The 22,589-nt window shown below is 69.9% G+C and carries 20 protein-coding genes; 14 read left to right on the plus strand and 6 right to left on the minus strand.

The features are described from left to right. Positions 1–38: 38 nt before the first annotated feature. The 4 genes from BM204_RS08590 to BM204_RS08605 are packed head-to-tail and all read left to right on the plus strand — an operon-like array spanning position 39 to position 5,429. Positions 39–1,361, plus strand: a complete 1,323-nt coding sequence (locus tag BM204_RS08590; RefSeq protein ID WP_091112029.1) for an ABC transporter substrate-binding protein — start codon at positions 39–41, stop codon at positions 1,359–1,361. A 46-nt stretch (positions 1,362–1,407) separates the two neighbouring features. After that, positions 1,408–2,337, plus strand: coding sequence for a carbohydrate ABC transporter permease (locus tag BM204_RS08595; RefSeq protein ID WP_218031149.1), 930 nt, complete (start codon positions 1,408–1,410; stop codon positions 2,335–2,337). Then, positions 2,334–3,263 (plus strand): carbohydrate ABC transporter permease, encoded by a 930-nt coding sequence (locus BM204_RS08600; RefSeq protein ID WP_174812987.1) that lies wholly within the window; start codon positions 2,334–2,336, stop codon positions 3,261–3,263. The genes BM204_RS08595 and BM204_RS08600 overlap by 4 nt, the downstream gene beginning before the upstream one ends. A gap of 12 nt (positions 3,264–3,275) precedes the next feature. Further along, positions 3,276–5,429: an alpha-galactosidase gene (locus BM204_RS08605; protein WP_091112031.1), complete on the plus strand. Its 2,154-nt coding sequence runs from the start codon at positions 3,276–3,278 to the stop codon at positions 5,427–5,429. 106 nt (positions 5,430–5,535) lie between these two features. Here BM204_RS08605 and msrB read toward each other — a convergent pair whose 3' ends face one another. Together msrB and BM204_RS08615 are read right to left on the minus strand one after the other, a co-directional pair. Further along, the gene (gene msrB / locus BM204_RS08610) at positions 5,536–5,985 is read right to left on the minus strand and encodes a peptide-methionine (R)-S-oxide reductase MsrB (RefSeq protein WP_091112032.1); all 450 of its coding nucleotides are present in this window, start codon (positions 5,983–5,985) and stop codon (positions 5,536–5,538) included. Between the two features lie 70 nt (positions 5,986–6,055). Then, on the minus strand, positions 6,056–7,666 hold the full coding sequence (locus tag BM204_RS08615; RefSeq protein WP_246166018.1) for a DEAD/DEAH box helicase: 1,611 nt from the start codon (positions 7,664–7,666) through the stop codon (positions 6,056–6,058). 429 nt (positions 7,667–8,095) lie between these two features. Between BM204_RS08615 and BM204_RS08620 the strand changes: the two genes are divergently transcribed. The 6 genes from BM204_RS08620 (at position 8,096) to BM204_RS08645 (ending at position 14,036) form a co-directional block, all read left to right on the plus strand. Then, positions 8,096–9,406 carry an HNH endonuclease signature motif containing protein gene (locus BM204_RS08620; RefSeq protein ID WP_091112035.1) on the plus strand — a complete coding sequence of 437 codons (1,311 nt, stop codon included), beginning with the start codon at positions 8,096–8,098 and terminating at the stop codon, positions 9,404–9,406. Between the two features lie 34 nt (positions 9,407–9,440). Continuing rightward, positions 9,441–10,607 carry a 3-hydroxy-9,10-secoandrosta-1,3,5(10)-triene-9,17-dione monooxygenase oxygenase subunit gene (hsaA, locus tag BM204_RS08625; protein ID WP_091112037.1) on the plus strand — a complete coding sequence of 389 codons (1,167 nt, stop codon included), beginning with the start codon at positions 9,441–9,443 and terminating at the stop codon, positions 10,605–10,607. Positions 10,608–10,613: 6 nt separating this feature from the next. Beyond that, the gene (hsaD, locus tag BM204_RS08630; protein WP_091112038.1) at positions 10,614–11,516 is read left to right on the plus strand and encodes a 4,5:9,10-diseco-3-hydroxy-5,9,17-trioxoandrosta-1(10),2-diene-4-oate hydrolase; all 903 of its coding nucleotides are present in this window, start codon (positions 10,614–10,616) and stop codon (positions 11,514–11,516) included. Continuing rightward, complete coding sequence (hsaC, locus tag BM204_RS08635; RefSeq protein ID WP_091112040.1) at positions 11,516–12,415, plus strand: iron-dependent extradiol dioxygenase HsaC; 900 nt, start codon at positions 11,516–11,518, stop codon at positions 12,413–12,415. Before hsaD ends, hsaC begins: the two co-directional genes overlap by 1 nt. Positions 12,416–12,435: 20 nt before the next feature. Continuing rightward, positions 12,436–13,077, plus strand: a complete 642-nt coding sequence (locus tag BM204_RS08640) for a flavin reductase family protein (protein WP_246166021.1) — start codon at positions 12,436–12,438, stop codon at positions 13,075–13,077. A gap of 86 nt (positions 13,078–13,163) precedes the next feature. Beyond that, a complete protein-coding gene (locus BM204_RS08645) occupies positions 13,164–14,036 on the plus strand; it encodes an alpha/beta hydrolase (RefSeq protein WP_371863247.1) in 873 nt (290 codons plus the stop codon). Positions 14,037–14,093: 57 nt separating this feature from the next. Here BM204_RS08645 and BM204_RS08650 read toward each other — a convergent pair whose 3' ends face one another. The 4 genes from BM204_RS08650 to BM204_RS08665 are packed head-to-tail and all read right to left on the minus strand — an operon-like array spanning position 14,094 to position 18,667. Then, positions 14,094–15,083 (minus strand): acyl-CoA dehydrogenase family protein, encoded by a 990-nt coding sequence (locus BM204_RS08650; RefSeq protein ID WP_091112044.1) that lies wholly within the window; start codon positions 15,081–15,083, stop codon positions 14,094–14,096. Next, the gene (locus BM204_RS08655) at positions 15,083–15,973 is read right to left on the minus strand and encodes an acyl-CoA dehydrogenase family protein (RefSeq protein ID WP_091112045.1); all 891 of its coding nucleotides are present in this window, start codon (positions 15,971–15,973) and stop codon (positions 15,083–15,085) included. The genes BM204_RS08650 and BM204_RS08655 overlap by 1 nt, the downstream gene beginning before the upstream one ends. Continuing rightward, entirely contained in the window at positions 15,970–17,151 is a 1,182-nt protein-coding gene (locus BM204_RS08660; RefSeq protein WP_091112047.1) for an acyl-CoA dehydrogenase family protein, read from the minus strand. The genes BM204_RS08655 and BM204_RS08660 overlap by 4 nt, the downstream gene beginning before the upstream one ends. Position 17,152: 1 nt before the next feature. Beyond that, positions 17,153–18,667, minus strand: coding sequence for a FadD3 family acyl-CoA ligase (locus BM204_RS08665; RefSeq protein WP_091112049.1), 1,515 nt, complete (start codon positions 18,665–18,667; stop codon positions 17,153–17,155). Positions 18,668–18,713: 46 nt separating this feature from the next. Between BM204_RS08665 and BM204_RS08670 the strand changes: the two genes are divergently transcribed. From BM204_RS08670 to BM204_RS08685, 4 genes are read left to right on the plus strand one after another with little or no spacing between them, the layout of a single operon-like run. Continuing rightward, a complete protein-coding gene (locus tag BM204_RS08670) occupies positions 18,714–19,919 on the plus strand; it encodes an acyl-CoA dehydrogenase family protein (protein WP_091112051.1) in 1,206 nt (401 codons plus the stop codon). Beyond that, positions 19,916–20,734 (plus strand): SDR family oxidoreductase, encoded by an 819-nt coding sequence (locus BM204_RS08675; protein ID WP_174812989.1) that lies wholly within the window; start codon positions 19,916–19,918, stop codon positions 20,732–20,734. Before BM204_RS08670 ends, BM204_RS08675 begins: the two co-directional genes overlap by 4 nt. An 8-nt stretch (positions 20,735–20,742) precedes the next feature. Continuing rightward, complete coding sequence (locus tag BM204_RS08680) at positions 20,743–21,342, plus strand: TetR/AcrR family transcriptional regulator (protein ID WP_177223716.1); 600 nt, start codon at positions 20,743–20,745, stop codon at positions 21,340–21,342. Next, the gene (locus BM204_RS08685) at positions 21,335–22,498 is read left to right on the plus strand and encodes an acetyl-CoA C-acetyltransferase (RefSeq protein ID WP_091112055.1); all 1,164 of its coding nucleotides are present in this window, start codon (positions 21,335–21,337) and stop codon (positions 22,496–22,498) included. The genes BM204_RS08680 and BM204_RS08685 overlap by 8 nt, the downstream gene beginning before the upstream one ends. Positions 22,499–22,589 lie beyond the last annotated feature (91 nt).

The raw sequence follows: 22,589 nt of genomic DNA on the forward strand, positions 1-22,589 counted from the left end.
AAACCAGTGTTCGTTCTTGTTTACCTTGGAGGCTCTTCATGAATCAACCACGCCCCGGCTACCAGCAGATCCCGGCGTCCGTGCTCGGGATGGCCGCCTCCCGCAGGAACGTGCTCCGGGGCGGCCTGCTGACGGGTGCGCTCCTGGGCTCGTCGACCTTCCTGGCTGCCTGTGGAGGTGACAGCGGCGGCGGTGACGCGTCCGGAGCCGTCAAGTTCGGCATGAACGAGGCCAGCGGCGCAGGTCCAGCCTTCGACCGCCTGGCCCAGATGGCCGAGGCCTACGCCAAGAAGTCCGGCGTCAAGGTCGACCGCAACGAGGTCGACCACAACACGTTCCAGGAGAACATCAACACCTACCTCCAGGGCAACCCCGACGACGTCTTCACCTGGTTCGCCGGCTTCCGGATGAACGAGTTCGCCGAGAAGGGCCTGATCAGCGACGTCAGCGACGTCTGGCCGATCGACGGCATGGCCGACAGCTTCAAGACGGCCGCGACCGCGAGCGACGGGAAGCAGTACTTCGTTCCGAAGGACTACTACCCGTGGGCGGTCTTCTACAAGAAGTCGGTCTTCGAGAAGTTCGGCTACGTCCCGCCGACGGACCTTGCCGAGCTGATGACGTTGACCAAGAAGATGCAGGGCGACGACATCACTCCGTTCGCCTTCGCCGACAAGGACGGCTGGCCCGCGATGGGCACCTTCGACATCCTCAACATGCGCATCAACGGCTTCGACTTCCACATGAGCCTGATGGCAGGCGACGAGGAGTGGGACTCCGCGGAGGTCAAGCAGGTGTTCGAGACCTGGGCCAGCCTGCTTCCGGTGCACCAGGCAGACCCGCTGGGTCGCACGTGGCAAGAGGCTGCCACGTCGATGAGCAAGGGCGAGTGCGGCATGTACCTCCTCGGCACCTTCGTCGTGGACGCGATCCCCGACGACGAGGACGACCTCGACTTCTTCACGTTCCCCGAGCTCGACAGCTCGATCGGCGCGACCGCGCTGGACGCGCCGATCGACGGTTTCTGCCTCTCTGTCGCCGGCAAGAACCAGGCGGGCGGCAAGGAGATGCTCAAGTACCTCGGCACGGCGGAAGCGGCCGACGCTGGCAACAAGGGCACCACGCCGTTCATCGCTGCCAACTCCAACGCCACCACCAGTGGCTACTCGGCGTTGCAGACGAAGTCGGCCGAGGTCGTCGGAGCCGCGGAGAACATCGCCCAGTTCCTCGACCGTGACACCCGCGCGGACTTCGCCACGACGGTCATCATCCCGTCGATCCAGAAGTTCCTCGACGATCCCTCCGACATCGACGGGGTGACCAAGAGCATCCAGGAGCAGAAGGAGTCGATCTTCGTCTGATGCTGACCAGTCTCCGGCACGAACACCTCGAGGAGTGTGAGGACCAGTGGCAGCGCCCTCAGCCAAGACCAAGCCACCCCTAGGGACGGCAGCCAAGTCACGCAATCGTCGGCTCCCGCCGCGCGACCGCGCCGTGGTCATCGCGATGGTCGCGGTCCCCACACTCTTCGTGGTGGTCCTCGTGTGGGTGCCCGCGATCTTGTCGATGGTGCTCTCGTTCGGCGCTTGGAACGGCATCGGCGACCTCGACCAGATCACGTGGATCGGCACCAAGAACTACGAGGACATCGTTCAGATCTACCCGCCCTTCTGGCCGGCGATCCAGCACAACCTGATCTGGTTGCTGTTCCTGTTCCTCGGGCCGACGCTCCTGGGGATGCTGCTGGCCGTGATCCTGGACCGCAACATGCGCGGTGGCCGCTTCTACCAGACGGCGTTCTACATGCCGGTGGTGCTCTCGCTGGCCCTGGTCGGCTTCATCTGGCAGCTCTTCTACTCCCGTGACCAGGGCCTCATCAACCAGGTCTTCAACTCCGAGGTCGACTGGTACGGCGACTCGAGCGTCAACCTCTGGGCTGTCCTGGTGGCCACCGCGTGGCGACACACCGGCTACGTCATGCTCATCTATCTGGCCGGCCTGAAGGGTGTGGATTCTTCGCTGCGGGAGGCCGCCGCGATGGACGGGGCGAGCGAGCGCCAGACGTTCTTCCGGGTCGTCTTCCCGGTGATGAGGCCGATCAACATGATCGTCCTGGTGATCGTCGTCATCGAGTCCCTGCGCGCCTTCGACCTGGTCTGGGTCGTCAACCGCGGCACCAACGGCCTCGAGCTGATCGGGGCACTCGTCGCCCAGAACGTCGTGGGTGAGGCCAGCCGCTACGGCTTCGGCTCTGCCTTGGCGGTGATCATGATGCTGATCTCGACGGTCTTCATCGCGATCTACCTTCGCATCGTCTTCAAGGAGGAGCGGCGATGAGCGCGACTGCCACGGCACCCGACCGCCTTCGTGCGGGCGGCAAGCCACCACGAAGGGCCGAGGGTGGGGCGCTGAGCCGGCCGCGCGGCACGATCGCGACCGTGATCATGGCGGTGCTGGCGCTGGTGTGGCTCTTCCCGCTGATCTGGGCCGTGCTCAACTCGTTCCGCAGCTACGCCTACACGCAGCAGAACGGCTACCTCTCGTTCGGTGGCTGGACCCTCGACAACTACCGCACGGTCTGGCAGGACTCCGGCCTCGGCAAGTACTTCCTCAACTCCTTGATCATCACGGTTCCGGCCGTCATCCTGACGCTGTTCTTGTCGTCGTTGGTCGCCTTCGTGCTCGCCCGGTTCAGCTACCGGTTCAATCTGACCTTGTTGGCGGTCTTCCTGGCAGCCAACCTGATGCCGCCCCAGGCCCTGCTGATCCCGGTCTACCGGATGTTCCGCTCGATCCCGCTGCCCTTGTTCATGAGCGAGTCCGGAACCGTGCTGGGCAGCTACTGGGGACTGATCGCGATCAATGTCGCCTTCCAGATGGGGTTCTGCACGTTCGTGCTCAGCAACTACATGAAGACGTTGCCGCACGAGATCTACGAGCAGGCCCAGCTCGACGGAGCCAGCGTGTGGCGGCAGTACTGGCAGCTGACCATGCCCCTGGTTCGTCCCGCCCTCGCGGCGCTGGGGACCCTCGAGGTCACCTGGATCTACAACGAGTTCTTCTGGGCCACCGTCCTGCTCGGCGGTCAGGGCGACAAGTTCCCGATCACCAGCGCGCTCAACAACCTGCGCGGGCAGTTCTTCGTCGACTACAACCTGCTCTCGGCAGGGTCGGTCCTGGTGGCGCTCCCGGTGCTCGTCGTGTTCTTCGTCCTCCAGAAACAGTTCGTGGCCGGTCTGACCCTCGGCTCCACCAAGGGCTAGCAACGAGGACCCGTGAACAACACATCTGTCCACCTGACCCGGGCGGGCGTCAGCCTGGTGCTCTCGCCCACCCCGTCGGGAGAGCCGTCGCTGCTCCACTGGGGAGCTGCTCTCGACGCCCTCTCGGACGCAGATCTCGAGGCTCTCGCGAGGCTGCACCGGCCGGGGGTGCCGCACTCCGCGGTCGACCTCCCGCGACAGGCGGGGTTGCTGGCGCAGTCGGCGTCCGGCTTCACCGGTCTGCCGGCGCTCGAGGGCTTCCGCCCCGACGCCACCGCAGGCGCGGTAGCGCCGCACTTCACCGACTGGGCATGGGAGCTGGAGGAGGGGCCACCGGCTGACGCGATGATCCGGCTGATGGCCGCCGACGACGAGGCGGGTTGGGCCGTGGTGGTGCGGTTGGGGCTCACGCGCGAAGGCCTGGTCACCATCGGCACCCGGGTCACCAACGTCGGGGTGGGCGAGCTCGTGCTGACAGCCGTGCGGTGCGCGCTGCCTGTCGGGACGCGGGCAACCGAGCTCCTCGACCTCACCGGCCGTTGGTGCCGCGAGCGCAGCCCCCAGCGTCGACCGTGGCTGATCGGCACCCATCTGCGCGAGGGGAGACACGGTCGCACCGGCCACGACGCGACCCTCCTGCTCGCGGCGGGTCAGCCCGGTTTCGGTTTCCGCCACGGCGACGTCTGGGCAACGCACGTGGCGTGGAGCGGCGACCATGCGGCGTACGCCGAACGGACCCCCGAGGGGGAATGTCGCCTGGGTGGCGGCGAGCTGCTGGGGCCGGGGGAGATCCGCCTGGGAGAGGGGGAGTGCTACGAGAGCCCCCTCCTGGTCGGCTCCTTCTCCAGCGTGGGGCTCGACACCGTCGGCGAGCGTTACGTCGCTTGGGTGCGGCGCCAGCACGGCGACCGTCCGCCCCGACCGGTGCTGGTCAACACCTGGGAGGCGGTCTACTTCGACCACGACCTGGTCCGGCTGACGAGTCTTGCCGATGCCGCGGCGGCAGTGGGGGCGGAACGGTTCGTCCTCGATGACGGTTGGTTCCGTGGCCGCAGGCACGACCGCGCCGGTCTGGGCGACTGGACCGTCGACCCGGAGGTGTGGCCCCAGGGGCTGCACCCGCTCATCGACCACGTCCGCTCCGCCGGCATGGACTTCGGGCTCTGGGTCGAGCCCGAGATGGTCAACGAGGACTCCGACCTGGCCCGCGAGCACCCCGACTGGGTGTTGCGTGGACGCGCCGGGCTGCCGGTTGGCTGGCGCCACCAGCAGGTGCTCGACCTCCAGGTGCCGGAGGCCTACGCCCACGTGCGCGACGCCCTGCTCGCACTCCTCGATGAGTACGACATCGCGTTCCTCAAGTGGGACCACAACCGCGATCTCATCGACGCGGGCCACGCCGCTCGGCCCGCCGTGCACGGTCAGACGCTCGCCTTCTACCGGCTTCTGGACGGGCTGCGCGCCGCACACCCCGGCCTCGAGATCGAGTCCTGTGCGAGCGGCGGAGGACGCATCGACCTGGGGGTCCTTGCCCGGACCGACCGGGTCTGGCCCAGTGACACGATCGACGCCGTGGAGCGCCAGCGCATCCAGCGCTGGACCGGGTTGCTCGTGCCGCCGGAGATGCTCGGGACCCACGTCGGGGGCCTGGTCGCCCACACGACGGGTCGCACCCTTGGTCTCGGCTTCCGGGCTGCCACGGCTCTGCTGGGGCACTTCGGCATCGAGTGGGACCTGACGATGGCGAGCGACGCGGAGCGGGCGGAGATGGCGGCCTGGGTGGCACTGCACAAGCGGATCCGGCCGCTGGTGGCGTCCGGTCGGGTCGTACGGGGCGAGGCACCTGATCCTGCTGTGGTCGTCTCGGGAGTCGTGGCTCCTGACGGCGGCGAGGGCTGGTACGTCGTGGCCACCGTGGCGACCGTCGTGACCCAGAGCCTGGCGCCGGTCGTGCTTCCCGGCCTGGACCCGACGCGCCGGTATCGCATCAGCTGCGAGACACCGGGCGGACAGCGCCACACCGCAGATCTCGGTGAGTCCTGGGTCGACGGGGACCCTGTCGAGGTCGGTGGTTCGGTGCTCGGAACGGTCGGCGTGCGGCTGCCCGTGATGGCGCCCGAGGAGGCCTGCGTGATCCGGGCGGTGGCGCTCACGCCTGAAGGGTGAACAGACCTGCGCTCGCGAGCCGGGATGCTTCACCCTGGACACGTCTAGTCTCGGCTTTGGGTCGTGGACATCTCTCGGCCCGACCGGGGGAGGGGGAGCGCAACCCCTAGGCGGGGGGCGCTTCGGCTGGGTCAGTCAGAGCCTTGTCGAACGTGAGCGCGGCGCCGTTGATGCACCAGCGCTGGCCGGTGGACGAAGGGCCGTCGCCGAAGACGTGACCCAGGTGGCCCCCGCAGTTGGTGCAGGTTGCCTCGCGGCGCGGAAACAGCAGCTTGAAGTCGGTGCGGATGAGCGCAGCATCGCGAGTAACGGCGTCCGAGAAGCTGGGCCAACCCGTCCCGGAGTCGAACTGATCGGTTGAAAGGAACAACTCGGCAGCGCAGCCCGCGCACCGGTAGATGCCGTCTGAATCGGACGGATGCACGTATGGGCTGCTCCCAGGAGCTTCTGTGCCCGACCGGCGGAGCACGCGGTAGGTCTCGGGGCCCAGGCGTGCCCGCCATTCGGCGTCCGTGCGCACCACCTGCGGATCGGGTCGGGCGCGCCGCTTGAACATGGGACCAGCCTAGTTGCCGAGTCCTGACCTCCTGCTCACGACGTGGGCAGGTCGAGGTGGTCCTGGGGAATCAGGCGCCATCCTCGCTCAGGGTCGCGGGTGGCAGCCAGTCGGCCCCGAGGAGCAGGGCGAGGTCGGTGAGGCCGGTGGTGTCGCTTCCCACCGTGTCGGAGGCGGCGGCGATGCGCTCCACCATGACCCTGCCGACCTGTTCCTCGACGGTGCCCTCGGCGTAGGCGATGTGCCACGGTGAGACCTGGTGGTCGCGGTGGGTGCGGCCGGTCACCTGCCGCGCGGCGATGCCCGAGAAGCGGGCCTGATGGAAGACGCCGACCCGCGGTGCGGAGCTCGCCCGGCGGCCCTCGGTGAGGGTCTCGCCGGCGTGTAGGCTGATCGAGGCGACCGTGGTGAAGACGCAGACCTTCGCCTGCCCGGTCTGGAACCGGAGCCTCTCGGCCTCGGGGTCGAACCGGCCGCGGCCGTAGATGGTGGCCACGTCGATGCCTGAGTCACGCAGCCGATCGGCGATGGGGTCGGCGGCGGTCGCGACGAACTCGACCGAGCACGCCACCTGTCGCTCCGCCTCGACCTGCTGGGCGATCCAGGCGACCGTCGAGTCGACGCGGATCAGGCCGGCCTTCTGCCGGAAACGCAGCAGCGCGGCACGGCCCTTCGCGATGCTGCGGCCGCGTCGGGCAAGGTCCATCTCTCGGCAGAACTCTCCCCAGTCGGCAACGTATGCCGTGCGCTCTGCCGGCGTGAGCGCGACCGGCATGCCGGAGATCGGCACCGGCCCCCACGCCGCAGCGCGGTGCAGCATGGCCGGGGGCCGCTCCTCGTCGAGCCAGCCGCGGACCAGCTTGAGGTCCGCGGCGCGCCGGGCCGGATCGTCGGTCCACGTCGCGCCGTAGCGTCCCCGCTCCACTCCCACGCCGTGGCGCTCGAGCGCGCTGGCGAACGCGGCCGCGGGCTTCGTTGCCGAGGTCCACTCCTGCATCGGCTCGCCGAGCACCTGCGCATAGGCCGGCGCGAGGTAGGGCAGCTCGAGCGGCGTGTGTCCGGGCGTCGCGGTCGTCGCGATGACGAACGGCGCCTTGTCGTGTGGTCGCCCGTGTCCTGAGATCCGTGCCCAGAGCTTCCATCGTCTCGTCGTCGTACGTCGCAGTGCGTGGGCCTCGTCGGCGATGATCACGTCCCACGTGTGGTCCTTGACCTTCTCCAGCCGGTCCCAGGTGATCACGACCCATTCGAGACCGCCGTCGCCCAGGCCTGAGATGGTGCGGCACCAGTGGCCGATCGTGATCGCGGCGGGCCGGTCGGCGATGACGAGCACCCGCCGGGCGCCGCGGAGGTCGCCCACCGCCGTGGCTCCGAGGACCGCGGAGATGGTCTTGCCCACGCCGGGCTCGTCGGCCAGCAGGAACTGCCGTCCGCCCGACGCGGCGCGCGCCGCGATCGCATCAGCAGCTTCGAACTGGATCCTGCGGGGCTCGAGCACCGCTGTCGGCTCGGGGCTGGGCGTCGGGTGGTCGGGGTTGAGGGTGTTCTCGATGAACCGCCCGAGCGTGTGCGGACCTGGAGCGTAGGGCGCGAGGTGCGCGGGCAGAGCGCGCCCGACGTGCAGGTGGGTCTTGAGCTCCGGGTGCCAGGTGGCGCCGTCGACCTGTGTCGCGTAGGGCACGTCGAGCACCCACAGCCGTTCACCCGGCCCAGGGGTCGGTAACGGCCGCTGTTGCTGTCGCGTCCCGCTCCGGCGCGGGGACGTGCTGCGTCGACGAGCGCTGGATCGACGAGGACTGGCCACCCCCGGACGCTATCGGGTCTCAACCACGAACACGGCCGGCTCGCCCAGGTCCGAGCGCGGTCGATGGGCGCCCTGCGCCCACGCCCGTGCTGAACCTTGTCGCGCGCCGCACGTGCAGGCGTCGACTGAGCCAATCCACGGCGTGACACAAGATCGCGCTTGACAGACGTCTCGAACGTATGTTCTAATGAAGCAGATGCAGTAGTACTCCGTCTTTCGGAGCTCGTTACGTGACGCGCTGGCATCGACGTTCTTGAGAGTCCCGGTGGGTGAGTCCCCGGGCGACCGTCGACCACAGGTGTCCTCATGTCGAACGCTACGCTCCAGCAGCACCCGGTGCTTGCCGCGATGCAGGCTGTTGAGCGAGCGCTGGAGGAGACGGCCGAGGTCGAGCCGCTCTACATGGCGACGGACGACAAGGCGGAAGCCCTGCTCGCGCTCAGCTCGCTGGTCGACCGGCTCGAGGAGCTGCAGATGCGCGTGCTGGCCGCGGCCGGCGACGTCGCCGCTCGGGACGGCGCTCGGGACCCCGCCGCCTGGCTGGCGCACCACGGGCGCCGTGACCGCGGGGAGTGTCGCCGTCTGCTTCACCTGGCGCGCGCCCTGGCCACGCGACCCAGGACGCAGGGGGCGCTGCGCGACGGCTTGATCAACCTGGCGCAGGCCGAGGTCGTGGCGCGCGCCGTCGAGGCGCTGCCGGGCGCGGTCGACCAGGAGGTCCGGGCTCAGGCCGAGGAGCTGCTGGTGACGGAGGCGGCCACGTTCGGGCCGCAGGCGCTGAGGGTCATGGGTCGCCGGGTCCTGAGCGTCGTCGCGCCCGAGGTCGCCGAGGAGCTGGAGCGCCGCTTGCTCGAGCAGGAGGAGAAGCGGGCGGCGCGTCGCAGCTCGCTGACGACCCGACGCAACGGCGACGGCACCACCGACATCCACATCCGTGTCGCCGACCGCCATGCTCAACGGCTGCTGACCTATCTCCAGGCGCTCACCGCTCCGCGCGCGGAGGGCGAGAGGTCCCCCGACGATCGACGCGCTCCCCAGCAGCGGCTCGGGGAGGCCTTCGGAACGTTCCTCGAGGCGGCCGACCCGGCGCGGATGCCGTTGCACGGCGGGGACGCGACGACGGTCCTGGTCAACATCGATCTCACGACCCTGCGCGGCCAGCTCGGCGTCGCGCTCGTCGGTGACGAGCCGATCTCGGCCGGCGAGGCCAGGCGGCTCGCATGCACGGCGGGGATCATCCCTGTGGTCCTCGGCGGTCAGGGCCAGGTGCTCGACCTGGGCCGGGCGCGCTGGCTGTTCTCGCCCGCGCAACGCAAAGCGCTCGCGGTGCGTCAGCCGACCTGCCGGGGCGAGGGCTGCGACATCCCGGCCGCCTGGTGCGAGGCCCACCATGGCGGCACCCCCTGGTCCCGAGGTGGGCGCACCGACCTCGCAGACGGGGTGCTGCTGTGCTCCTACCACCACCATCGAGCCCACGACCACCGCTATCGCAGCGACCGGCTCGCCGACGGGCGGGTCCGCTTCCACCTGCAGACGTGGACCGGGACGCAGTCCACGACGGAAGTGCATAAGTTGGCGCCACCTGCCGAGGTCGACCAAAACAAGAACGTGTTCTAGTATTACTCCTGTCCCACCATGACAGGAGATCGAGATGTCCCAGGCTGTGCTCGACGGAGTGCGTGATCTGCTTCCCACGTTCCGGGATCGTGCTGATGAGACCGAGCGTCTCCGCGTCGTCCCCGAGTCCAACATCAAGGAGCTCGAGGAGACCGGCTTCTTCAAGCTGCTCCAGCCGAAGCGGTTCGACGGCCACGAGGCCGACCCGATCACCTTCTACACGGCCGTCCGCGACATCGCGGGCGCCTGTGGGTCGACGGGCTGGGTCTCCAGCGTCGTCGGCGTCCACCCCTGGCAGGTCGCGCTGTTCGCCGACGAGGCGCAACAGGCCGTGTGGGGCGAGGACACCAACACCCGGCTGAGCTCGTCGTACGCCCCGACGGGGAAGGCGACCGTCACCGACGGTGGCTACCGACTGTCGGGCAAGTGGAGCTTCTCCTCAGGCTGCGACCACTGCTCGTGGGTGCTGCTCGGCGGGCTGGTCTTCAACGAGGACGGCAACGTCATCGACTTCAAGACCTTCATGGTGCCGCGCGACAACTACACGATCATCGACGTCTGGCACATGGTGGGTCTGAGCGGCACGGGCTCCAACGACATCCTCGTCGAGGACGTGTTCATCCCCGAGGCCTTCACGCTGAGCATGGGCGAGACCGGTCAGTGCAAGGGCCCGGGCCAGGAGCAGAACACCTCCGACCTCTACAAGCTGCCCTTCCACTCGATCTTCACCGGCACCATCACCACCCCGATCATCGGCATGGCGATGGGCGCCTACGTCGACCACATCGAGATGCAGCAGAAGCGCAGCCGTGCGGCGTACCTCGGCGAGAAGGCCTCCAAGGACCCCTTCGCCATGGTCCGCATCGCCCGCGCCTCCTCGGAGATCGACGCTGCCTGGGCGCTGCTGGTCAACAACATCCGCGAGGAGCAGGACTACGTCGCCAAAGGGGAGAAGATCCCGCTCGGCACGCGGCTGAAGGTCCGCCGCGACCAGGTCATCGGCAGCCAGCGCGCCATCGAGGCCATCGACTCGCTGTTTGAGGCCTCCGGTGGTCGGGCCCTGGCCGAGGGCACCTACCTCCAGCGCGCCTGGCGCGACGCCCACGCGGGTCGGGTCCACGCGGCCAACGACCCCGAGCGCGCGCTCCAGATGTTCGGCGCCCACGAGTTCGGCCACAAGGTCGACCCGGGGATGTACTGACCTGCGATGACCGACTTCTCCCAGGAAGCGACTCGGCGCTCGGCGAAGGCCGGCGAGATCACGCTCAACTACTACGAGGCGGGGGTCTCGACCGAGGTCGGTGGGGGTCTGCCTCTCGTCATGCTCCACGGCGGCGGCCCGGGCGCCAGCGCCTGGTCCAACTTCGGCCGCGCACTGCCCGGCTTCGCCGCGTCGTTCCGCACGCTGCTCGTCGACCAGCCCGGCTTCGGCGCCTCCGACAAGCCGCCGGTGGTCGGCAACTTCTACCGGCACTCCGCCGACCACGTGGTCAGGCTGCTCGACGAGCTCGGCATCGAGAAGGTGCACCTGCTGGGCAACAGCCTCGGGGGCGGCACGGCGATGCGCCTGGCGCTCACCTACCCCGACCGGGTCGGGAGGCTGGTGCTGATGGGCCCGGGCGGCCTCTCGCTCAACCTCTTTCACGCCGACCCCACCGAGGGCGTGCAGCGGCTGATGGACTTCGGCGCCGACCCCACGCGCGAGAAGCTCCGCGCGTTCATCTCCACCATGGTCGTCGACCAGTCGCTCGTGACCGACGAGCTCGTCGAGGAGCGCTTCGCCGACGCGACCGCGCCCGGCGCCCAGGAGGCCATGCGATCGATGGGCATGAGCTTCTGGAACACCGAGACCGCCGAGGACGGGATGCTCTGGCGCGAGGCGCACCGCCTGCGCAAGCACACGCTGCTCACCTGGGGACGCGAGGACCGGGTCAACCCGCTCGACGGCGCCATGGTCGCGCTCAAGCTCATCCCGAAGGCGTCGCTGCATGTCTTCCCGAACTGCGGGCACTGGGCACAGATCGAGGCCGCCGACGAGTTCCGCGAGGTCGCCGCGTCGTTCTACGCCCGACACGTCGAACGACGTGCCGCACCGACTCAGGAGCCCTGATGAGCATCGACATCAAGTCCATGGGCTACGTGCGCGTCGCCTCCACCGACCTCGAGCAGTGGCGCACGTTCGCCGGCAAGGTGCTCGGTCTGGCCGAGGGTCGCGGGCCAAACCCGGACCACCAGTACTGGCGCATCGACCAGGTCTCCGCGCGCCTCGTGGTCGTCCCCTCCGACGTCGACCAGCTCTCCGCGGTCGGCTGGGAGGTCGCCGACCCGCGTGCCCTCCAGGAGGCCCGGGAGCACCTGCAGAAGGCCGGTGTCGCGTTCGAGGAGGGCACCGCGGAGGAGCTCGCCGAGCGCCGCGTCCAGGAGCTGGTGCGCTTCAGCGACCCGTGGGACAACGTCTTCGAGCTGTTCCACGGCATCACCTATGAGTCGCACCCGCTCGTGACGCCGTACGCCGCCCGCTTCGTCACCGGGGACCAGGGGATGGGCCACATCGTGGTGCCCGTCCTCGATGACGTCGAGGCGTTGCGCTTCTACACCGACGTGCTCGGCTTCCGCCTGCGCGACTCGATGAGCATGCCGGGGGAGTTCGTCGGCAAGGAGCCCGGCTCCAAGGTGTGGCTGCGCTTCCTGGGGGTCAACCCGCGCCACCACTCGCTCGCGTTCCTGCCGATGCCCAACGACTCCAAGTGCGTGCACATCATGCTCGAGGTCGAGGACCTCGACGACGTGGGCCGTGCCCTGACCCGGGTGCGCAAGCACAAGGCCCCGCTCTCGGCCACGCTCGGGCGTCACATGAACGACGAGATGGTGTCGTTCTACGTGAAGTCCCCGGGTGGCTTCGACATCGAGTTCGGCACCGACGGCCTGACCGTGGAGGACGACCGTTGGGTCGCCCGTGAGTCGACCGCCGTGTCTTACTGGGGGCACGACTTCGGTGGAGGCCACTGAGCATGACTAGCGTTGGGGCCATGCCACACCACTCCGGCACTCCCGAGATCCCCGACGGGATGAGCCACGACGCCCGCGAGACCTGGCCCAGCCCGGAGCTCATCAGCTCCTGGCTCGGCGACGTGGACTTCGACGTCGAGTGGCGTCCCGGGGAGGGCTCGGGCGTCCACGCCGACGACCCCGAGGCCGTCGCGGCCGCTCGCCGCTTCCGTGACGTGCTCGGCAGCTTCGCCTCCGGTGTCACCGTCGTCACCTCCACGAGCAACGGCGAGCCGGTCGGCATGACCTGCCAGTCGTTCTCCAGCGTCTCGCTCGACCCGCCGCTCGTGCTCTTCATCCCCGCCAAGACCTCGCGGGCCTGGCCGCTCATGCAGCGCTCCGGCAAGTTCTGTGTCAATTTCCTCGCCGCCGACCAGGCCGACCTCTCCAACACCATGGCCAGCCGTGGCACCGACAAGTTCGCCGACATCACCTGGGCCCCCTCGGCAGCCACCGGCTCGCCGCTCTTCGCCGACACCGTCGGCTACGTCGACTGCCAGATCCACGCTGTCCACGAGGCCGGGGACCACTACGTCGTCATCGGTCGTGTGCTCGAGCTGGGCCTGCAGGGTGCCGAGTCGCCGCTTCTCTTCTTCCAGGGGCAATACCGCACGACGCACTGATCCCGACGCTTGCGCGACGGACCAAGCCGGCGCGAGACCGGCGACGAACGCCTGGTGTGCAGACGATCACGTTCGACAGCCATGGTGTGCGGTGCGAGGCCTGGCGGCTGACCGCTCGTTCGGACGCGCTGACGACCGGTGCCGGGAGACCGTGCGTGGTGATGGGACACGGGTTCGGGGCGACCCGAGATGCGGGCCTGCTGCCGTTCGCGGAGCGGTTCGCCGACGCTGGAGCCGACGTGCTGGTCTTCGACTATCGCGGCTTCGGGACCTCCGAGGGCCGGCCGCGACAAGACGTGGACCACCGACGGCACCGCGAGGACTACCGCGCGGCGGTCGACGCCGCGAGGGCGCTCGAGGGGATCGACCCGGAGCGGATCGTGCTGTGGGGGAGCTCCTACTCCGGTGGGCACGTGGTCGTCGTGGCCGCGGGGGACCCGCGGATCGCGGCGGTGGTCAGCCAGGGTGCGGCGATGGACGGGCTCGCGGCGTTCCGTGGGGTGCAGCAGACGAGTGGGAGCGGCAAGGCGCTCGCGCTCACGACCGCGGGGCTCCGCGACCTGGGCCGGTGGGCGACCCGGCGAGCGCCCTATCTCGTGCCCGTCGTCGGGGAGCCCGGCACCGCGGCGGTCATCTCGGCACCGGGTGCGGTGAAGGGCTACGAGAACATCATGGGGCCGACGTTCCGCAACGAGATGTGCGCCCGCGGGATCCTGCGGATCGCCACCAACCGCCCGGTGCGGCATGCGGCGGACGTTCGCTGCCCGGTGCTGCTGGTGATCGCGGAGGCGGACAACATCGCTCCCGTCGCCTCAGTGCACGAGGTTGCCCGCAGGCTGGGCGACCGGGTCGAAACGCTGTCGTTCGCGTGCGGCCACTTCGACATCTACGTCGACGAGGTCTTCGAGGCCAACGTCCGTGCCCAGGTCACCTTCCTGGAGAAGGTGCTGGCGCCCTGACGGCGGTTCGGGCGCAGGTCCGTCGGGCGCGGGATGCGGGTGCGGCTCCAGCGAACCTCAGAGCTCGAGCAGCGCGCGGTGCTCGTGCGCCTGGCCGAAGAGCTGGCCGAGTGCGTGGGCGCGCTTGAGGACGAGGTGCGCGTCGTGCTCCCACGTGATCGCGATGCCGCCGTGCAGCTGCACGGTCTCGCCGGCGATGCGAGCCATCGCCTCCGAGCAGTAAGACTTGGCCACGTGGGTCAGCCGCTCGGCGTTGTCGGCACCGCTCGACACGGCGTACGACGCCGCCCAGGACGCCGAGCGCGACATCTCGAGCAGCACCAGCATGTCCGCCATGCGGTGCTTGAGCGCCTGGAACGAGCCGATCGGGCGACCGAACTGCGCGCGATCCTTCGAGTAGGCGACCGTCATGACCAGGGCCCGGGCGGCCAGCCCCGCCTGGAGCGCGGCCGTGCCGACGGCACCCACGAGGCGGGCACGATCGAGCGCGGGAGCCGCTGAACCGATCACGGTCGTCGTGGCACCAGTGAGGTCGACGTGCGCCAGGCGGATCGTCTGGTCCATCGACGCAGCCCAGGTGCGGGTGGCGCTGGCCGGGTCGACCTCGACCAGGCCCGCCTCGGTGATCGCGACCAGGACGGTGGCGGTGTCGCCGTCGAGGACCGGCCCGTCGCCGAGGGCGATCGCGGCGACCTCGCCCGCCGCGATACGGGGGAGCAGCCGGGCCTGGGCGTCCTCGTCGGCGCCGGCCAGCAGCGCCTCCGTCACCACGAGCGTGGACAGCAGGGGGCTGGGCGCCAGCGAGCGGCCGAGCTCCTCCAGGACGATCAGCGGCTCGAGGAGCGTGAAGCCCGCGCCGCCGTACTCCTCCGGGATCGCGAGCGCGCTGACGCCGATCTGCTCGCACAGGGTCTGCCACAGGATCTCGTCGTGGCCGAGGTCGGAGCTCATCGCGGCACGTACGGCGCGTGAGTCGGCGCGCCTCTCCAGCAACGAGCGGACCATCGTGGCCAGCTCCTGCTGCTCGGGGGAGAACGAGAAGTCCATCAGCCCACCAGCTCCTGCAGGATCCTGGCACGGTGGTGTGCCGGGGTGCCCCAGGCGGTCACGAGCGCCCGCACCTTGGTGATCCAGATGCTGAGGTCGAGCTCCGCGGTGTAGCCGATCGCCCCGTGAACCTGGAGGCCCGTGCGCGAGGAGAGGTAGGCCGCGTCGCCGGCGGCCACCTTGGCCGCCGAGACGCCGACCTCACCGAGCGCCGCCCCGAGGACGAGCGGCCGGGCGAAGTCGAGAGCGATGCGTACGTCGGCCAGCGCGTGCTTGATCGCCTGGTAGGACCCGATCTCGCGCCCGAACTGCTTGCGCTGCTTCACGTAGGCGACGGCGTCGGCCAGGATCCGCTCGCCCGCGCCGAGCAGCTGGGCCGAGGTGGCCAGGACGGCGAGGTCGAACGCCGCGTCCAGGTCGCCGGCAGTCACGGCGTCCTCTGCCGAGACGGTGAACAGGTGACGGGTGCGGTCGACCGAGGTCTTGTGCTCCCCTGGGGTCGCCCTGGCCAGGGAACCGCCGGTGACGACGAAGACGTGGTCGGCGACGTCGGCGTCCAGGGCATAGGGCACGAGAGGAGGGACGGCGACCGTGGCCACGCCCTCGACCTCCCGGCCGAGCGCGAGCGGGAGGTAGGCCGCGGACTCGACCCAGGGCCCGGGGACCGCGTGCCGGCCGAGGGACTCGAAGGCGATGCAGACCTCGACGGGGGTGGCGTCGGTGGCCAGCATGGTCAGGCCCTGGTCAGCCAGTCGCTTCCACAGCGCGAGACCCGGGGCGTGGTCACCGCTCGCCCAGGCTCGGGCCGCGCCCACGGTGTCGGCCGACGACAGGAGGGACTCCAGCGACGACCGGAAGTCGCCTTGGTCATCGGTGAGCTCGAACTTCACGTCCTCGCCCCCTTCGGCTCGCGGGGCAGTCCGAGGATCCGCTCCGCCACGATGTTGCGCTGCACCTCGTTGGTGCCGGCATAGATGGGGCCCGACAGCGAGAAGACGTAGCCGTCGAGCCAGGTGGAGTCCACCTCGGCCTCGGGCCCGAGGAGGTCGAGGGCGGTCTCGTGCAGGGCGATGTCGAGCTCGGACCAGAAGACCTTGTTGACCGAACCGGCGGCTCCCATGTCGCCGCCTCCGGCGAGGCGCGTGACCGTGCCCCACGTGTAGAGCCGGTAGGCCTGCGCCTTCACCCACGCGTCGACCACCTGCTCGCCGGTCGAGCCCGCGATCTTGCCGGTCGAGCCCGCGTCGTGACCGTCGAGACCCGCCCTGTAGAGGTCGACCAGCCGGTCGGCGGCTGCACAGAAACGGCCGGGTGAACGCAGGGACAGCCCCCGCTCGTTGCCGGCGGTGCTCATCGCGACGCTCCAGCCCTCGCCCACCCCGCCGAGCACGTCGGAGTCGGGCACGAAGACGTCCTCGAAGAAGATCTCCGCGAAGCCGGCCTCGCCGTCGAGCTGCGCGATGGGGCGGACCGTGACGCCCTCGGCGTCGAGGGGGAAGAGGAAGTAGGTCAGCCCGGCGTGACGCTGGGCCCCGGGGTCGGAGCGGAACAGCCCGAAGCCCCAGTGGGCGAAGGACGCCCGCGAGGACCAGGTCTTCTGCCCGCCGAGCAGCCAGCCGCCGCGGGCCTCGTCGCGTCGAGCCGTCGACGTCAGGGACGCGAGGTCCGAGCCGGCCTCGGGTTCGGACCAGCATTGCGCCCAGATCTGCTCGCCGGTCGCCATCGTCGGCAGGAAGCGGGCCTGCTGCTCCGGGGTGCCGTGGTCGAAGAGGATGGGTGCCAGCAGGAAGATGCCGTTCTGGGAGACGCGGCCCGGCGCGCCGGCGCGGTAGTACTCCTCCTCGAAGATCACCCACTCGACCAGCGAGGCCTCGCGGCCGTGGAAGGCCTCGGGCCACGACACGACCGACCAGCGCGCTGCCGACAGTCGGGCCTCCCACTCCTGGTGGGCCACCCAGCCCTCGGCGGTGTCCATCGAGGGCAGCGGCGTGCTCGGCACGTTGGCCGCGAGCCAGGCGCGGGCCTCGGCCTGGAAGGCCAGCTCCGACTCCGACAGGGTCAGGTCCATCTCAGTCCTCTCGCAGGGCGGTCTTGAGGACCTTGCCCGACAGGTTGCGGGGGAGTGCGTCCACGAAGGTGACGTGCCGGGGCACCTTGAAGTTGGCGAGGCGCTGGCGGGCGAAGGCGATGACGTCCTCGACGGTGAGCGCCCCCTCGGAGGACGTGCCGGAGCGGACGACGTACGCCTTGCCGACCTCACCCAGGCGTTCATCCGGTACGCCGATCACGGCAACGTCCGCGACCCCGCCGAGGCGGGCGAGGGCCTGCTCGACCTCCGCGGGATAGACGTTGAAGCCACCGGAGATGTACATGTCCTTGAGTCGGTCGGTGATGCGCAGGTTGCCCGCCTCGTCGACCGTGCCGACGTCGCCGGTGTGGAGCCAGCCGTCGGCGTCGACGGTCTCGGCGGTCGCGGCCGGGTCGTCGAGGTAGCCCAGCATCACGTGCTCGCCACGGAGCAGCAACTCACCGGCCTCCCCGGTGGTGGAGTCGATGCGCACCTCCATGCCGGGGATCGCGCGGCCGCAGGTGGTGGCGACCGTCTCCGCGGAGTCGTCCTCACGGCACATGGTCGCGACGACGGCCTCGGTCATGCCGAAGGCGGTGACGACCTGGTCGATGCCCAGCCCCTCGGGTGCGGGCGCGCGCATGCGCTCGATGAGCACGACCGGCACGACGGCGGCTCCGGTGACGGCGAGCCGCAGCGACGAGAGGTCTCGCTCCTCACGGCCCGGCGCGCCCAGCAGGGACTGGTAGATCGTGGGAGCACCAGGCAGCAGCGTGATGCGCTCGGTCTCGATCAACGTCATCGTCGCGTCGAGGTCGAAGGTCGCGACCGGGTAGAGCGTCGCGCCGGTGAGCAGCCCGACGACGATGCCGATCTTGTAGCCGAAGGAGTGGAAGAACGGGTTGACCACGAGGTAGCGGTCATCAGCCCGCACGCCGCCGAGGTCGGCCCACACCTGCGCGACGCCGATCGTCTGGCGGTGCGCCGACATGGCGCCCTTGGAGCGACCGGTCGTGCCGGAGGTGAAGAGGATGTCGGCGACGTCGTCGCGGGAGACCGCGTCGGCTGCCCGGTCGATGTCGCCGGGGTCGGTGGCGACCGCGTCGAGCCGCGTCACCTCGACGACCTCGACGACGGTGGCCAGGTCGCTCGCTGCGCGCAGGTCGGCGACCTGCGTGCGACCGAGGAAGCCGTCGGCCACAACGACGAGGAGGGCACCCGTGCGGTCGACCACGTCGGCGACCTCGGACCCCGTGTAGCGGGAGTTGACCGGCACGAGCGTGCCGCCGGCGTAGGTCACCGCGAGCGCGGCGACCGCCCAGTCGATGCTGTTGGGCGCCCAGAGGACGACCCGGCCACCGCGTTCCAGGCCGCGCGACCGGTAGCCCGCGGCGACGCGTCGGACGTCGTGCAGCAGGTTGATGAAGGACAGGACGCGGTCGCCCTCGACGTACGCCGGGTGGTCACCGAAGCGGTCGGCAGCCGCGCGCAGGACCCGCGGCAACGTCGTCGGCATCGTGTCTCCTATCCACACCAAGCAAGTGCTTGGTAGGGTAGCACTCGTGGACCTGAGCTACTCCGAGGAAGACCAGGCGTTCCGGGTCGAGATCCGGACCTGGCTCGAGGACAACCTGACCGGCGAGTGGGCCGCGCTGCGCGGTGTCGGCGGCCCCGGTCGCGACCACGAGATGTTCGAGGAGCGGCGGGCGTGGAACCGCCACCTCGCGGCCCACGGCTGGACCTGCGTCGGCTGGCCCGTCGAGCACGGTGGCCGCGGCCTCAGCCTGTGGCAGCAGGTGATCTTCCACGAGGAGTACGCCCGTGCCCAGGGCCCGGCCCGCGTCAACCACCTCGGCGAGGAGCTGCTAGGGCCCACGCTGATCGCCTTCGGCACCCCCGAGCAGCAGCAGCGGTTCCTGCCCAGGATCGTGGCGGTCGAGGAGCTGTGGGCGCAGGGCTACTCCGAGCCCGGCGCCGGCTCCGACCTGGCCAACGTGCAGACGAAGGCTCGGCTGACCGACGACAGGCAGGACTGGGTGATCGACGGGCAGAAGGTGTGGACCTCCAACGCCCACCTCTCCCAGTGGGTGTTCGTGATCGCCCGCACCGAGCCCGGGTCGCAGCGCCACCACGGCCTCTCCTTCCTGCTCGTGCCGCTCGACCAGGAGGGCATCGACGTGCGCCCGATCGAGCAGCTGACCGGCGGCTCGGAGTTCAACGAGGTCTTCTTCACCGGTGCCCGCACCGACGCCGACCTGGTGGTCGGGGAGGTCGGCAAGGGCTGGCCGGTCGCGATGGGGTTGCTCGGCTTCGAGCGCGGCGTTTCGACGCTGGGGCAGACGGTCGACTACGCCCGCGAGCTCGCCGGGGTCGTGGACCTGGCCAAGCAGACCGGCGGGATCGACGACGCCGTGCTGCGAGACCGACTGGCCGGCCTCAGCGCCGAGCTGGAGGTCGTGCGGGCGTTCGCGCTGCGCGGGCTGTCGTCGGTCGAGGGCGGCTCGGACTCGGCAGCCGGCGGGGGAGCGGGCTCGATCTTCAAGCTGGTCTGGGCCAACTGGCACCAACGGCTCGGTGAGGTGGCTCTGCAGGTGGCCGGTCCTGCCTCGCTGCTCGCACGGGAGTCGGGCACGCCCTACGACCTCGACGAGTGGCAACGACTCTTCCTCTTCTCCCGCGCCGACACGATCTACGGCGGCAGCGACGAGGTCCAGAAGAATATCCTCGCCGAGCGTGTGCTCGGCCTTCCGAAGGAGCCCCGCGGATGACCCGCCCCCAGAATGTGTCGGAGCGACCCGAGCAGCCCGCCCCCGACTACGTCCGAGGCCACGACCTGCTCGAGGGCAAGGTCGTCGTCGTGACAGCCGCTGCCGGTGCGGGCATCGGCGCCGCCGTCGTACGACGGGTGCTCGAGGAGGGTGCCAAGGCCGTCGTGTTCAGCGACACCCACGCCCGGCGGCTCGCGGAGGCCGAGCAGGCGCTGGCCGAGGAGTTCGGCGGTGATCGCGTGCGCCAGCTGGTCTGCGACGTGACCGACGAGGCCCAGGTGGGTGCGCTGCTCGACGTCGCCGACGAGCTCGGTGGCGTCGACATCATGATCAACAACGCCGGCCTCGGCGGCACCGCCAACGTGCTCGACATGACCGACGAGCAGTGGCTCAAGGTCCTCGACATCACGTTGACCGGCACCTTCCGCTGCGTGCGCGCGGCCGGGCAGCGCTTCGTCGCCTCGGGCACCAAGGGCGTGATCGTCAACAACGCCTCGGTCATCGGTTGGCGTGCCCAGGAGGGCCAGGCACACTATGCGGCGGCCAAGGCCGGCGTGATGGCGCTGACCCGGTGCGCTGCCCTCGACCTGGCGCCGCACGGCATCCGCGTCAACGCGGTCTCGCCGAGCCTGGCGATGCACCCGTTCCTCGCCAAGGTCACCTCCGACGAGCTGCTCCACGAGCTCAAGCAGCGTGAGGCCTTCGGCCGCGCGGCGGAGCCGTGGGAGATCGCCAACGTGATGGTGATGCTGGCCAGCGACTACGCCTCCTACATGACCGGCGAGGTCGTCGCCGTCAGCTCCCAGCAGGCGTGAGGGGCGTCGTGACCACACGAGAGGACGAGGCCGGTCGCAACCGGCGCGCGGAGCTGTTGGGCATCGCGGCCGGGCTGTTCGCCGAGAAGGGCTTCAAGAACACCACGGTCCGTGACATCGCCGACGCCTCCGGCATCCAGTCCGGCAGCCTCTACCACCACTTCGACTCCAAGGAGTCGATGGTCGACGAGATCCTCTCGACCTTCCAGGAGGAGCTCTTCGGCTCCTACGACCAGATCCTCGACAGCGTGGACGACGCGCGCACCAAGCTGGAGCGAGCCGTGCAGGTCTCCTTCGAGGCCATCGACCGGCACCGTCACGAGGTCGCGATCTTCCAGAACGAGGCCGACTACCTCGGTGCGTTCGAACGCTTCGCCTACCTAGCCGAGCGCAACGCGCAGTCGCGCGCGGTGTGGATCACCCTCCTCGACGACGGCGTGCGCTCCGGGGCACTGCGCGCCGACCTCGACATCGAGCTCACCTACCGCTTCATCCGCGACACCGTGTGGGTCGCGGTGAAGTGGTACCGCCCCGGCGGCACGCTCACCCACGAGCACGTCGCAGACCAGTACCTCCACATCCTCCTGGACGGGATCTCCCATGGCTGAGGCCTACATCATCGACGCGGTCCGCACCCCGGTCGGCAAGCGCGGCGGCGCGCTCGCGGCCATGCACTCCGCCGACCTCGCGGCCCACACGCTGCGCGCGCTCATGCGCCGTACGGGCGTCGACCCGGGGGCCGTCGACGACGTCATCCTGGGCTGCTGCGACACCATCGGCTCCCAGGCCGGCGACGTCGCGCGCACGGCCTGGCTCGTCGCCGGGCTGCCCGACCACGTGCCCGGCGTGACGATCGACCGCCAGTGCGGCTCGTCCCAGCAAGCGGTGCACTTCGCCGCCCAGGGCGTCATGTCCGGCACCCAGGACCTCGTGGTCGCCGGTGGCGTGCAGAACATGAGCGCGATCCCGATCTCGGCGGCCATGATCGTGGGGCAGCAGTACGGCTTCACCACGCCCTTCGCCGAGTCGCCGGGCTGGCACGCGCGCTACGGCGACGTCGAGGTCTCCCAGTTCAGGTCCGCTCAGATGATCGCGGAGACGTGGGACGTCAGCCGTGAGGACATGGAGTCCTTCGCGCTGGCCTCGCACGAGCGCGCGCGCCACGCGATCGCGGAGGGCCGTTTCACCGGGGAGATCGAGCCCGTCACGCTGCCCGACGGCTCGACCTTCGCGGTCGACCAGTGCCCGCGCGAGACGTCGCTCGAGAAGATGGCCGGCCTCCAGCCGCTCGAGCCGGGTGGTCGCATCACCGCCGCCGTCGCCTCCCAGATCTGCGACGCCTCCTCCGCGATGCTCATCGCCTCCGCGGCAGCGGTGGCCGAGCACGGCCTCACCCCACGCGCCCGCATCCACCACCTCTCGGTCAAGGGCGACGATCCGGTCTGGATGCTCACCGGCCCCATCCGGGCCACCAAGCACGCGCTGGAGAAGACCGGGCTCTCGATCGACGACATCGACCTCTTCGAGTGCAACGAGGCGTTCGCCTCCGTCGTGCTGGCCTGGATGAAGGAGACCGGCGCTCCGCACGGACGCGTCAACGTCAACGGTGGCGGCATCGCCCTCGGTCACCCGATCGGCGCCACCGGCACGCGGCTCATGACCACGATGCTCCACGAGCTCGAGCGCACCGGTGGCCGCTATGCGTTGCAGACGATGTGCGAGGGCGGCGGCCAGGCCAACGTCACGATCATCGAGCGCCTCTAGATGACAAATTCCAAGGGGTCTCAGTGGTCGTAGGCGATCAGTGAGCGTCGCACGCTGAGGTTCAGGGCGTCGTTGTGCCAGATCGCGGCGG

It is taken from the genome of Nocardioides psychrotolerans (assembly GCF_900113685.1).
Taxonomy (GTDB): Bacteria; Actinomycetota; Actinomycetes; order Propionibacteriales; family Nocardioidaceae; genus Nocardioides; species Nocardioides psychrotolerans.